Raw genomic sequence first — 13,794 nt, forward strand, 5'->3', positions numbered from 1 at the left:
TTTTACTTTGGGAAAATGGCTAAATTTATAGTTCGCTATTATCTTTTCAAAATACTCAAAAAACTAATAAAAAAATTGAAGAAAACGTTAAGCACTATATTGGTCATTTTAGCTGGCCTGAAATTATGTGCGCAGCATACCTATGTATTTTTTGGTTCATTTAACCATGATAAAGAAACCGAAGGAATCTACGTCTACGAATTAGACACACTCAAAGGAAATCTCTCGAAAGTAACTTCTGTTAAAGGAGTTCTGAACCCATCATTTTTAACCCTGTCACAGAATGGTAAATATGTTTTTGCCTGTACTGAAAGTAAGACGAAAAATGCCGGGAGTGTAAGCAGCTTCGGGTTTAATCCAGAAAAAAGATCACTTACTTTCATCAACAGCCAAAAAAGCGGTGGAGAAAATCCGGTTTATCTCACTACACATAAAAACGGAAAATGGTTGGTTAACGGAAATTATACAGAAGGAAGCGTTTCTGTTTATCCTATTTCAGAAAACGGAATGATAGAACCTGGAGTTCAAAACTTTCAGTTTTCAGAAGGAAGTGTGAATCCCGATAGACAGGATCATGCTCATATTCACTCAACTGTTTTTTCTCCCGATTTTAACTATGTATTTTTACCGGACTTGGGAGCGGATAAAATTCGAGCATATAAATTTGAAACTGATAAGAAAGAACCATTAATAGAAGCTGAAAAACCTTTTATAACAACTGCACCAGGAAGTGGACCAAGACATTTTACCTTTCATCCCAATGGAAAATTTGCCTATTGTATTGAAGAAATGGGCGGAGCTGTAAGTGTTTATCAATATGATAGCGGAATACTGAAGCCTATTCAGAGAATCAATACCCATTCCGATGAGCTTAAAGGAGATTTTGAGAGCTCAGATGTTCATATTTCTCCTGATGGGCGCTATCTGTATGCTTCAAATCGAGGTAGTGAAAATAATATAGCCATATTTTCCATTTTAAATGACGGGACTTTGAAAACTGTAGGATATCAATCTACAAAAGGAAAGCATCCAAGAACTTTTACGATAGACAGCTCCGGAAAGTTTTTAATTGTAGCTCATCCGGTAAGCGGAACCGCTGTTGTTTTTAAACGAAACGCGGAAACAGGATTGCTAAGAAAAGTAGGTAGAGAAGTGAAGCTAGATGGAGTTTCCACCGTGCAGATCAGAAAATATTAATGCCTGATATGAACACCGAGTAAAATATCCTCGATCTTTTATAAGTTTTTTGTTATTAAAGCTTTGTGGCCCTTGCGTTACAACAAGAAAGATAAATAAAAAAAAGCAGAGATCAATTCTCTGCTTTTTCTTTTTTAACGGCCTGATGCATAATAAGGATTACTACAAATAATAGAATTGCTATAATCAGGTATCGCCAGGAAAGGTCTTTTTGTTCTGCCACAGTTCCACTTACGGAAATAATAAAACTCGTAACTGAAGTGATTACATATACCAGCCCACCCATCAATCCGCCGGCTGTTCCTGCGTTTTTAGGAAAATACAACATACTCGTTGTAAAGAACGAAGTAAACAGTACTCCTGAACAGATATGAATGAAAAAGGCAAAAGGAATCATAATATAGAGACTTTCTGCAAAGTAACTGGTGGTGATTAATCCGGCAATCAGTATTAATTGAAGGATAATAGGCAGTAAAATTCTTGATTTAAAATCCAGCCCAAGTCTGCGTTTTCCTATAAACCCACCAATCATCCATGAAAAACCTAAAATCAGCGTACAGTATCCAATCACTACAGGAGTAAAGTGGAAGGTGTTTTCAATAATGAAAGGTCCGGTGATATTGAAAAGCATTACAATAGAATAACTCAATCCGAGAATGATGATTCCTAACATGAAAATCTTATTTTTAAGCATCATAGAGTACAGGCTGATGTTCTCTGAGAGATCCAGTTTCTTTTTCTGCGGAAGGCTTTCTCCACTGAAGAACCATTCAAACAAAAATAAAAACCCTGCATAAAAGGCAAGAAAATAAAAGTTAGCGTGCCAGTTAAAAAGCTTTTCAAGATAACCGCCAAGAAAAGGAGCCAGGATAGGACCGCAGGACCATGCAATGGTAAAATAACTGAGGTAGTGTTTTACCCTTTCGGCATCATAAATATCTACAAAGATGGCGCGGGTAGCCACAACCAGTACTGAAACGGCAATTCCCTGCAGAATGCGGAGCAGACATATTAATAAAATACTATTGGTCATGGTAATGAAAAGACTACTCAGTATCAAAACCAATAAAGCAACCAACTTAGGACGGTAACGACCAATGCTGTCCAGGATTCCACCCACAAACAGCTGAGAAATTCCATAACTCAGCAGGTAAGACGTTAAAGTAATCTGTATATCTTTTTCCGAAACCATCATTTCCTTAGCCATAGAAGGGAAGGATGGCAGGTAAATATCAGTGACAAACCCCGAAAGAGGGATAGACACAAAGGCCATGATGGTTATTAATCTGATACGTTTTTCAGATGCTTCTCTCAACATATTCATTCATTTTTTTACTATGCAAAAATACTTCAAGAATAGAAAATTGAGTTTTAAAAGACAAAGCAAAAATTACAAAATTCAAATATTTAGAAAGAATTCTTAAACTTCAATGGAGAAGTCTCAGCATGCTTTTTAAAGAAATTATTAAAGTGGGAAGGTTGCTCAAAGCCAAGAGTGTAGCCAACCTGGGCAATGTCCCAATTTGTATATTTCAGTAAATTTTTAGATTCCTCAAATATTTTTTCCTTAATAATGTGTGTGGTAGTAAGGTTTGTAACGGATTTTACTGATGAATTCAGATGGTTAACGTGTACATTCAGATGGTCTGCAAAATCAGAAGCTGTTTTTAAAGCTAAAGGATAAGCAGGAGAATCCAGTGGGAACTGTTTGTTCAGAAGCTCATCAAATAGTCTGTAAAGACGTACATTGGCAGGAAGTTCATTAAGACTTACATCCTCAACACGATTTTGAAGAGCAAGATGTAAAACAGAGGCAAGATTACTTTTAATACCGCTGCAACGGAAAGGGTAAGTGGAATGATTCAGCTTGTACATCTGCTCAAAATACATGGTTGCCAGTTGAATCTGTTCCTCATCCAGAAAGATAAACGGCTTACTCCACTCTTTAAATAATGAAGTCTTTTTAAACAGATTGAATTCTGAATTTACATTAAAAAACTCCTGATTGAACAGACATGAAAAACCTTCCTGGAAATCATCCTCACATTCCCATGTATAAGGAATATTGGGTGATGGCAAGAAGAGTACAGGACGGTCAACATACGTGGTGTGAGATCCGTAATGAGCCGTTCCTTTTCCTATGATAAAACAGATTTTGTAATAATCACGTCGGTTATAAGGACTTTTAAAACTGCAATATTTTCGCGGGATGATATTGAAGTGGGTTTTCCCCGTTTCAAGATCTGCATCAGATATTTTGAGAATATTTCTGCGCGTGCGTTTGTAGTAATCTTTGATGGTTTCCAGTTGATCGCTCATTGTTCCAGAATTATAAAAATCAAGATAGGCAAATCTTTGGACTCTAAGATTTGCCTGCCATAGTTTTTATGATTGATATTGATTGAAGATCTTATTAATTCTTACTGACCTGCATCTCTACAATATAAGACGGAAGTTGAAAAGGAGTTGTTTTTGAATTTTCTTTAATCACAAAACCAGTTTCTTTCAGGAATTCTAATAAAGGATCCTCTGTAAGAATATTTGTCCATATGATGTCTGTGAACGAGGCAGCAGTCTTACATTTTTTCCATAAGGAACTGCGGGTTTCAGGAGTGTCGTATTCCTTAAGAATAACAAAGTTAAGCTCTGTGAATCTTTTCCCTTCCAGTGAACCGGGATATCCGGAGCCACTTTTTACAATGCCATACCCAACAGGTTTTTGGCCTGCATAGGTAACAATAAGCTGATTAGACAGGTTATTCAGTTCATTAATCATTTTCCTCGGGTCCCAGTTTTCTATATATTGTGTAATCTCTTCCTCTGAAACAAGTTCCTTATACATAGTTTTTACAGAAGATTTAATTACTGTAAAAAGATCATCAACGCCCTCATCTGAACCTATGGTGAATTTTGAAATGATTTCCATTCTTTTTTCTTCAAAATTATGAGTTTAATCTATTCATAAAGGATACAGTTCATTAAAATATAACCGGTACAGATTCTAATTTTGTAAATTTGTTCAGTACAGATTGAGGTAAACCGATGAAAACTTACAGATACGAAATTTTTACAGCAATTATTGAAGAACAGATCCACAGCGGGATTTTGCAGAGTGGTGACAAGTTGCCGTCTATCCGTGAAATAAAGAAAAGATATCATCTGAGTATAAGCTCGGTACAGAGCGGATTTGAATATCTGATGATCAAAGGCATTGTTGAAAGCAGCCCGCGTTCAGGTTATTTTGTTGCTGAGCAAAGAGAAGAGAATATTCCAAAAGCGAAAACGGAACTGCCACCAGTTGTTCGGGATGAAGAATTTATGAAGAATATCCTTTTAACCTCTAAAAGAATTTCAGAATCCAGTTCCTTCAATACAGCTGTGCCCGGAGACCTTTTGATTCCACAAAAGCTGATTTTAAGAACCATGCAGGAAGTCATCCGGGAAAAGGGAGCTGCTCTGCTGAGGTACTATCCATCCAACGGGCTTGAGACACTGAGAAAACAGATTGCAAAGCAAATGGGAATATATGGCTGCAGGTTTAATCCTGATGAACTGATTATTACGGATGGTGCTCTGCAGGCATTAACTATTGCATTAAGCTCTGTTACAAAAGCTGGTGATGTTATTGCAGTGGATAGTCCCTGTGTATTTTCTATATTGGAAGTTATTGGAAATCTTGGACTGAAAGTTATTGAGATTCCTGTTCATTACAGAACTGGTTTTGATACGGAGTATTTCCGAAAAGTATGTGCTGAAAATAATATCCGTGCTCTTATTGTTACCCCGAATTTTCATAATCCGACCGGAATCATGATGAGTGATAGAACAAAAAAACAGGTATTGGAAGTTGCAGAAGATCATCAGGTATGTATTATCGAAAATGATATGTATTCTGATCTCTATTTTGAAGAGAAAAGACCTTCAAGCATTAAAAGTTTTGATAAAAAAGGAGTGGTCATGATGTACTCCTCATTCTCTAAGACCCTGGCTCCCGGAATTCGTTTAGGGTGGCTGTATGCCGGATCATTGTTTGCAAAGGCAGAAAGAACAAAGTTTGCACTGGGCAGATCGGTATCTCCGCTTTATCAGGAATTAATACTGAGACTTTTGCAGGGGAATAGCTATGAAAGACATTTGCGGTCATTCCGAAAAGAATTAAATCGACAGGCTAACCAGTTGCTGGATGTTTTAAGGAAAAGCTTTCCTCAGGGTTCCTATTTTCATAAACCTCAGGGTGGCTATAGTATTTGGGCGCAGATGCCAGAAGCTATGGATATGGAAAAATTTCATAAGTATTGTGAAAAACATAAAGTTTTATTCACTCCGGGAGATACGTTTTCCTTAACAGATAAATATAGTCATCATTTTCGGGTTGTTTTTGCAGAAAGAATAACTCCTGAAAGTCTTCATTTATTAAAAGAGACAGGAGCGAAGGCTCATGAGTTTATTTTATAGTACAGTTTAAAAGACAATCTATAAGTTAATTAATAAGGTGGCCTATTCCAGTGTATTCACTCAGGATATTTAATGTTTTTAGTTTTATCAATTTCCAATTGAGGGATTCCATCAATAATCCGGAAAGAAAATCCTTCTATCCATTTTTCCTCAGATAGATTAATATCTTCACCATTTAGAATATGTTTCTGGAAAAAATAAGAAACGTCCTGATCCAGATACTTTTGAATAAGCTCAAGGAAAAGTTCGTCTGTAAATTTTATCTTCTTCTCTTTACAGGTTTGCAATAATTCCCGCATCAAATCATCCAATGATTTTTTATAACGGGTTTTCAGCATAATTTGATTATCAAGCCAGAATGCAAAAATAGCTCCACGTCTGTAAGGAACTTTCTCTACATTTCTGCTTTTCCAGAAGTTATCCTTTATTTTATAATTAGGAATATTTTTCTCAGGATTTTTCCAATAAGCTTTAATAACTTCAGTGTTAATCAGTTTTTGCCACTCATCCATTGAGATGTCCTTTATTCTTACTCTGTTTTTGTAAGTATAATAATCCGTAAAACCTTCGCTGAACCAATAGTTCAGTTCTTCATGTTTATTTTGAATGACATTTCCAATCCACCCATGCATTAATTCATGATGAAAGAGATACAGATAAGAACTCTTGTTATTAAAAGGATTATTGGTTCCCTGGATTATAAATGCATTTTTAATGGCAGATCCTGTCGTGCTGTAGCCTTTATATAAGCTGTCTTTTTGAGAAACAGTAGGAGTCATTGTAATGGTAAAATAATCCTGGTCATAATCTTTCCAGAAATCTCTTTGAGACTGAACAGCTTTCTTCAGATTAGAAAATAAAAAATCATCAGTGAGGCCATTATTCCATTCATCTCTCAAAGCAAAATAGACAGGTTTATTATTGATTGTAAAAGAATAAAATCTGTAATCTCCACCAATAAAAAGAGAATTATAAAAGCCCTCCCAAAGGATGGTCTTGATTTTCTGTTTATATGTCTGGGTCGCAAAATTATTATGGAGTTTGAAATTTTCAGGAAAGTTCAACCATTCAACAGAGAATTCAAACTCCTGCTCATCCGGCATTTTTGTAAACAGGAACGGAACCATGAAAAGATTCTTTCCCAAAATATGAAAGAAGGTGTTGTTAACTCTAGGTCGGTTGAAGATTTTATAATTAGGATCAGTAAAATCCTGTTTAATATGGTAAACCAGGGAGAATCTTGTTCCTTTTTTCTGATGGATTTTTATTTTGTTGCTTTCCGGCTTTATTTCAAATTTAATATCAGGGTTTTCGTTTTTTAATAGCACGAGATTTCTAAAAAGATCATGCTCTCCCCAGTTCTCATTGGCATAATAGAAAGATAAAGTATCTGTAGCCTTTCTCAATGTATAATCTACCTGTACTTTTAAGCCATTCTTTGCAAGATCTTCATCATAATATACTTTATAACTGACCTTGTTTTGAGAATAAGCAATAAATGGTAACAGAAGTACCATAAAAAGTAATTTTTTGAACATGGATTAAGTTGTTTTTTCCAAATGTAAGATAATAATCGTGATTCATGATCTGTTTTAGAAATAGAAATTTGAAAGCTTTCAGAGCTTGCTGTCAATACAATATAAATTTGAAAGAAAAAAGAAAGATAAAAATGCTTGCAAAATTTAGCCTACTAATGATTATAGCAGGTTTTTTATCAAAATTGAAGGCTGAAAATCGATAAAAATCGGTTCAAGGATAGAAATATGTTATAAAAACAGTGATTTTGCCCAAACTTTTTTCTTTGCTACTAGGCTGGAATCACCATAAAACCTATATTTGCAGCCTAAATTTTTAAATATAATGAAAGAACTAATTGAAAAAATCAACGCAGAATTTGAAGCGTTCACTACTGAGGCAAACCAACAAGCGGAAAAAGGAAACAAGGCAGCTGGTACAAGAGCTCGTAAAGCAGCTTTAGAACTAAGCAAATTGTTCAAGGATTTCAGAAAAGTTTCTGTAGAAGAATCTAAGAAGTAATTCAACCTTTAGCCGGCTTTTGTAGCCGGTTTTTTTATGCCCATATGTAACCTGCCATAAATGGCTTCAGGAAGCTGTCTCAAAATATTCTGCTTTTTAATTTTTTTCGGCCCAAAAGATTCAGGTAATAGATTCTTACTTACAAAGGAAGAGCAGGCTTTTGTTGACAAAAAATTGCCGGATTTCTGATTAAGGTATAAAGAGAATGTTATCTCAGTAAATTAACGGATTGTAATAATAATTTCATTTTTTTTCAAAAATGGACTTAAATACTGATGATTAAAGACTTTTTTACTTTAATTTCTTTATCATCTCCATAATTTCCTTTATCTTTAATGCAATCAATATACATTATGAGGATAAATAGATTTTTTGCAGTACCGGCTGTCATGTTGGCTGCCCAATTTTCATGGGCTCAGGTAAAGGTAGACCCGAAAGAGAACCTTCACCCAATTATAAAAAGTTTTGTAGATGAGGTAAATAACAATTCCCAGCTTGAAGGAATGGCTTATGAACTTTTGGATGGGATAGGACCGCGTCTTGTGGGAACTCCGGAGATGCTTGCTGCTAATGAATGGAGTGCAGAGAAACTTCGCTCATGGGGAGTTGAAGCTAATCTTCAGCAGTTCGGAACATGGAAAGGGTGGCAGAGAGGAACTACTCACGTTGATATGGTATTTCCAAGAGTGAAATCTTTATCAGCTACTCAGCTGGCATGGAGCCCGGCTACCAAAAAAGCAGTAGAAACAGAAGTAATTGTTCTTCCAAAAGTATCATCCAAGGCTGAATTTGATAAATGGCTTCCTTCTGTAAAAGGAAAGATTGTGCTGATGGCTCAATATCAGAAAATTGGACGTTCTGATGAACAAATCAAGGAGTTTGCCACTCCGGAACTGTATGAAAAACTGAAAGCAGAAAAAGAACAGGCAACCAAAGATTTTACAGCGTATGTAAAGAATATTGGGTATGACAATAATACTCTTCCTGAAGCTCTGGAAAATGCAGGAGCAGCTGGAATTGCCATTTCAAACTGGACCGGAATTATGGGAGCAAACAGAATCTTCGGAGCAAAAACGTCCAAAATTCCAATGATAGACATTGATGTGGAAGATTATGGAATGCTTTACAGAATGGCCGAAAAAGGCGCACAACCTAAGATTAAGATTGAGGCTCAGTCTAAAATACTTCCTGAAGCAAAAAGCTTTAATACAATTGGGATGATTAAAGGGAAGGAAAAGCCAGATGAGTACGTTATTCTTTCTGCTCACCTTGATTCATGGGATGGAGCTCAGGGAGCTACAGATAATGGAACAGGTACACTTACAATGCTTGAAACCATGAGAATTCTTAAAAAATACTATCCTAACAATAAAAGAACAATCGTTATTGGGCTTTGGGGAAGTGAAGAACAGGGATTGAACGGTTCAAGAGGTTTTGTGGCAGATAATCCTCAAATTATAAAAGGAACACAGGCTGCATTCAATCAGGATAATGGTACCGGACGTGTTGTCAATATCAGTGGTCAGGGGTTTGTAAAAGCGTATGACTATATCGGAAAATGGCTGGATGGTGTTCCAAAAGCGGTAAGAAGTCACATTAAGACAGATTTCCCTGGAATGCCTGGCGGTGGTGGTTCAGACCATGCTTCATTTGTGGCAGCGGGAGTACCTGGATTTTCGTTAGGTTCTTTGAACTGGGGGTATTTCGGTTACACTTGGCATACAACAAAAGATACGTATGATAAAATTGTTTTTGATGAGGTAAAGAATAATGTAATCTTAACAGCAGCATTGGCTTATATGGCTTCTGAGGATCCTGAATTCACGAACAGAGAAAAAAGAGTAATGCCTAAAGATGATAAAGGAAATACTGTACAATGGCCGGAATTAAAAGAGCCTAAAAGAAGTTCTAAAGACTATAAATAAGATTTTATTACTAAATAGAATTTTAAAAGGTTGCCCGAAAAGGCAGCCTTTTTTATAGCAAATAGATTCTTTTATAAATTTTACTTAGAAATATAAAAATAAATCCGGCGAACAATTTTGTTCGCCGGATTTTATCTAAATATACTTTTCTAAATCAGAGAATACTGCGATTTGAGTTTCATGCTTCTTGGAGAGCTTTCCGAAACCATATTCACAGAAAATAAACGGTAAATTATTGGATGTGGCAGAATCATAATCAGTCTGTGTGTCCCCAACATATACAGAATCTTCGGTGGACAAACCATTTCTTTCCATAAGGAGTTTTATGTTTTCCGATTTAGGCTTCTGAGTCCGTCCATGAGATTCAAAATCTGCAAAGAGGCTATTGAACTGGTAATATTCTAAAAAAGACTCAATATAGCCGTCCTGACAATTGCTTACAATAAAAAGATTGTGAGTATTGGCAAGGCTTTTCAAAGCTTCTTCAACACCGGGATAAAGAATACCACCTTGTATCCCTAACACCTCATTTTCCCGGGCTACAACTTCAGAAAGAAGCTCCTGAATCTGTTGGTCCGACACTCCGGGAAGCATATCCTTCAGAATATCATGAGCCAGTAAACCCATATATTGGTTCATATCTTCAGGTTTCAGTTCCTGTTGTATCAATTGATGTTTATTTAAAACATCATTCCATATTTTGATGATCGTTGCTCTGGAATCCCATAAGGTTCCATCTAGGTCGAAAATTAGATTTTTATATTTCAACGTGTTTTCTGTTTAATTAATGAATAATGACTTTTTAAAATTTTATCAAGCAATTATTTAACCATTAAGAGGAGTTTTGATATTAAGTTTCATTAAGTAAAAAAGTAAAAACGGCTTAAAGCAAAGCTCAGCTTAATATTTTTAAAACCTTAAAAAGATCTTAATAGCTAGAAATGAGATTCCTCCTTCATTGGAATGACAACTGTGTAAAATTATACGTGGTTGATCCTTATAAAATCATACTCAGCTGCACTCTTTTTCTCGCCTCATCCACTTCCGTTACCTTTACTCTCACATGCTGATGCAGTTTTACCACTTCATTTACATCCGATACAAATCCATCTTTAAGCTGCGAAATATGAACCAGTCCGCTTTCTTTGATTCCAAGATCTACAAAACATCCGAAAGCTGTAATATTGTTCACAATTCCCGGTAGGATCATGCCTGCTTTCAGATCTCTAATGCTTTTTACATTAGGATCAAATTCAAATACTTTGGCTGCCTTTCTCGGATCCAGTCCTGGTTTTTCCAGCTCTTTTACAATGTCCTTGATTCCAAGAATTCCAATGTCTCCCGTGATATAATTTTCAGGCTTTATTAAAGCAATCTTTTCTTTATTGGCTATTAATTCATTCGTTTTAATACCTAAATCCTTTGCCATTTTTTCTACAATTCCATAAGCTTCAGGATGTACAGCAGAATTATCCAGCGGATTTTTAGAATTGGAAATCCTAACAAACGCCGCCGCCTGTTGGAAGGCTTTTTCTCCAAGTCTCGGAACTTTTTTAAGTTGCTTTCTGTCTTCAAAAGCTCCGTTTTCTGCTCTGTAATTCACAATGTTTTCAGCCATTTTCTCTCCAATTCCGGAAACATAGCTTAATAAAGACTTACTGGCTGTATTTAAATTGATTCCCACGGAATTTACACATTTCATCACGGTGGAATCCAGTTCGCTTTTCAATTGAGCCTGATCTACATCATGCTGATACTGGCCAACACCAATAGACTTCGGATCAATTTTTACCAGTTCAGCCAACGGATCAGAAAGTCTTCTTCCGATAGATACTGCACCACGAACTGTTACATCATAGCTTGGAAACTCATCCCTTGCAATTTTACTGGCAGAATACACAGAGGCTCCCGCTTCCGAAACCACAAAAACCTGTAAAGGCTTGTCAAAAGCAATCTTTTTGATAAAGAATTCAGTTTCACGACTAGCTGTTCCGTTTCCGATAGAAATTGCTTCAATATTGTAGGCGTTCACCATAGAACGGATCTTTTTCATCGCCATTCCGGATTCATTCTGTGGAGCGTGAGGGTAGAGGGTTTCATTGTGAAGAAGATCGCCTTTTTCATCTAAACAAACTACTTTACAGCCACTTCTGTACCCCGGATCAATAGCCAGAATTCTTTTTTCTCCCAATGGAGGTGCCAAAAGAAGCTGACTCAGGTTTTCAGAGAAAATTTCAATGGCTTTTTTATCAGCTTTTTCTTTGGCTTCCTGCAGGGCTTCGTTGGAGATCGCTGGTTCCAGAAGTCGTTTATAACTGTCTTTGATAGCTAAAGCAATTTGTTCAGAACTTTCATTATTAGACTTAATAATCGCTTTTTCAATGAAGTCAACAGCTTCTTCCTTGTCAATTCCCACATTGGTTTTCACAAAACCTTCTGCTTCTGCTCTCAGCATCGCCAAAAGTCTGTGAGAAGGAGTTCTGCTGAGGTTTTCTTCCCATTCAAAATATTGAGAGAACTTTTGGGCATCCTCTTCATCCTTTTTAGCTTTCACCACTTTAGAAGTAACAACAGCCTTACGTTGGAATAAACGGCGAAGATTCTTACGGACATACATGTTCTCATTGATCCATTCAGCCATGATATCTCTGGCTCCCTGAAGAGCCGCTTCCTCAGAAGGAACTTCATTATTCAGATATTTGGACGCTAAAAACTGAACCTCATTATTTTTCTGGCTCATAATGATTTTAGCTAAAGGTTCCAGCCCTTTTTCTTTTGCAGCATCAGCTTTGGTCTTCTTACGTTTTTTAAAAGGCAGATATAAATCTTCCAGTTCCTGAATATCAAAGCTATCTTCAATTCTTTGTCTCAGTTCAGGAGTCAAAGAATTCTGTTCTTCTATGGATTTTAAAATAGATTCTTTTCTTTTGATAATCTCTTCAAACTGTTTACTGATCTTTGAGATCTGTTCAATCTGAACTTCATCCAGATTTCCGGTTTTATCTTTCCGGTAACGGGAAATAAAAGGAATGGTGCAGTCTTCTGCTAATAATTGTAAAGTATTGTTGATGCTCTTCTCAGAAATATCGAGCTGTTTCTGTATAAATTCTACGGTCGTCATTGTTCTGTTTTCGGAAAGCTAAAATAGGGTTTTAAAACGAAAAAAGGCGAGTTGCCCCGCCTTGAATAGTTTTTCCTTTGAATTAAAATTGGATTGCTAAGATTTAATTGACAATAGCTATTGCCATTCCATCATATTCTTTTGCTCCCACGGTTTGCATAATAGTAGCAGTAACTTTTGGATGATCAGCCAGCATTTGATTAAAACGTTGAACTCCTCTTACTTTTTCATCTTTACTATTTTCATCTAAAATCCGTCCTTCACGGATGACATTATCACAGATAATTATTGTTCCTGGGTGAGATAGTTGTAATGCCAGTTCAAAATATTCGGCATAAGGAGGCTTATCTGCATCGATAAAAATAAAATCGAAAGCTTCTTCACCTGAAGCAATGAGTTCATTCAATACGTCCATTGCTTTACCGATTCTTAAATCAATCTGATCAGAAAGTCCTGCTTTTGCAATGTTTTGGCTGGCAATATGGGCATGATGAGGATCAAATTCTACGGTAATCACTTTACCATCGGCAGGAAGTGCTCTGGCCATCCAAATAGTACTGTAAGCCCCTAAAGTCCCTAATTCTAATACACGTTTAGCCTTACAGGTAAGAAGCATCAGTTGCAGAAACTTCCCTTGCACCGGTGTTACACTGATTTGAGGCATGGAAGCGTCATCCAAAGATTGAATGGTTTCCTGAAGTACTGTATCTTCAGGGGCTACCAGATTGCTGATATATTGATCTACTTCTTCAAATAATTGTTGATTCATATTTTTGATTTGATTGAAATGAAGATAAAAACTTTAAAAGAATTGTACAACAAGTACGAAAAGCAATAAAAAATCCCTCAAACCGAGGGATCTTGTTTATGGTACATATGGAATACATCTGCAAGAGCAAGGGATACCAAGTTCTGCATCACATATAGCCATGTCATCACAAGTATATAAATAACCGGCTGCGCAGTAATCAATTCCGCCTTTAATAGATTTTAGATGTTCTCTTGTGACTTTTTTTAATTTTTTCATGGTATAATTTTAATTTGTAAAGGGTAAATATA

General features: G+C 36.2%; 12 protein-coding genes. 4 read left to right on the top strand and 8 right to left on the bottom strand.

The annotated features are described in order from the left end of the window. Positions 1-75 precede the first annotated feature (75 nt). Entirely contained in the window at positions 76-1,197 is a 1,122-nt protein-coding gene (locus tag BOQ64_RS18555; protein WP_228448466.1) for a lactonase family protein, read from the top strand. Between the two features lie 112 nt (positions 1,198-1,309). Here the strand turns inward: BOQ64_RS18555 and BOQ64_RS18560 are convergent, their stop codons facing one another. The 3 genes from BOQ64_RS18560 to BOQ64_RS18570 all read right to left on the bottom strand — a co-directional run bounded on the left by BOQ64_RS18560 (position 1,310) and on the right by BOQ64_RS18570 (position 4,123). Continuing rightward, on the bottom strand, positions 1,310-2,515 hold the full coding sequence (locus tag BOQ64_RS18560; RefSeq protein ID WP_129057223.1) for an MFS transporter: 1,206 nt from the start codon (positions 2,513-2,515) through the stop codon (positions 1,310-1,312). A gap of 89 nt (positions 2,516-2,604) precedes the next feature. Next, complete coding sequence (locus BOQ64_RS18565) at positions 2,605-3,516, bottom strand: helix-turn-helix domain-containing protein (protein WP_129057224.1); 912 nt, start codon at positions 3,514-3,516, stop codon at positions 2,605-2,607. Between the two features lie 94 nt (positions 3,517-3,610). Continuing rightward, on the bottom strand, positions 3,611-4,123 hold the full coding sequence (locus BOQ64_RS18570; protein WP_129057225.1) for a hypothetical protein: 513 nt from the start codon (positions 4,121-4,123) through the stop codon (positions 3,611-3,613). A 116-nt stretch (positions 4,124-4,239) separates the two neighbouring features. On the opposite strand from BOQ64_RS18570, the gene BOQ64_RS18575 reads away from it, so the two are divergent. Continuing rightward, the gene (locus BOQ64_RS18575; protein ID WP_129057226.1) at positions 4,240-5,652 is read left to right on the top strand and encodes a PLP-dependent aminotransferase family protein; all 1,413 of its coding nucleotides are present in this window, start codon (positions 4,240-4,242) and stop codon (positions 5,650-5,652) included. A gap of 56 nt (positions 5,653-5,708) precedes the next feature. Here the strand turns inward: BOQ64_RS18575 and BOQ64_RS18580 are convergent, their stop codons facing one another. Beyond that, positions 5,709-7,169: a M1 family aminopeptidase gene (locus tag BOQ64_RS18580; RefSeq protein ID WP_228448467.1), complete on the bottom strand. Its 1,461-nt coding sequence runs from the start codon at positions 7,167-7,169 to the stop codon at positions 5,709-5,711. Between the two features lie 343 nt (positions 7,170-7,512). Here BOQ64_RS18580 and BOQ64_RS18585 point away from each other — a divergent pair, with 343 nt between their 5' ends. Continuing rightward, complete coding sequence (locus BOQ64_RS18585; RefSeq protein ID WP_027381692.1) at positions 7,513-7,689, top strand: histone H1; 177 nt, start codon at positions 7,513-7,515, stop codon at positions 7,687-7,689. A gap of 353 nt (positions 7,690-8,042) precedes the next feature. Further along, positions 8,043-9,614 carry a M20/M25/M40 family metallo-hydrolase gene (locus tag BOQ64_RS18590; protein ID WP_129057228.1) on the top strand — a complete coding sequence of 524 codons (1,572 nt, stop codon included), beginning with the start codon at positions 8,043-8,045 and terminating at the stop codon, positions 9,612-9,614. A gap of 135 nt (positions 9,615-9,749) precedes the next feature. Here BOQ64_RS18590 and BOQ64_RS18595 read toward each other — a convergent pair whose 3' ends face one another. The 4 genes from BOQ64_RS18595 to BOQ64_RS23215 form a co-directional block, all read right to left on the bottom strand. Beyond that, the gene (locus tag BOQ64_RS18595) at positions 9,750-10,382 is read right to left on the bottom strand and encodes an HAD family hydrolase (protein WP_129057229.1); all 633 of its coding nucleotides are present in this window, start codon (positions 10,380-10,382) and stop codon (positions 9,750-9,752) included. A gap of 229 nt (positions 10,383-10,611) precedes the next feature. Continuing rightward, on the bottom strand, positions 10,612-12,735 hold the full coding sequence (locus BOQ64_RS18600) for a Tex family protein (protein ID WP_129057230.1): 2,124 nt from the start codon (positions 12,733-12,735) through the stop codon (positions 10,612-10,614). 103 nt (positions 12,736-12,838) lie between these two features. Further along, a complete protein-coding gene (locus tag BOQ64_RS18605) occupies positions 12,839-13,504 on the bottom strand; it encodes an O-methyltransferase (RefSeq protein ID WP_129057231.1) in 666 nt (221 codons plus the stop codon). A gap of 96 nt (positions 13,505-13,600) precedes the next feature. Beyond that, entirely contained in the window at positions 13,601-13,762 is a 162-nt protein-coding gene (locus tag BOQ64_RS23215) for a bacteriocin-like protein (protein ID WP_164975847.1), read from the bottom strand. Positions 13,763-13,794 lie beyond the last annotated feature (32 nt).

The organism is Chryseobacterium sp. CH25 (genome assembly GCF_004119455.1).
Lineage (GTDB): Bacteria > Bacteroidota > Bacteroidia > Flavobacteriales > Weeksellaceae > Chryseobacterium.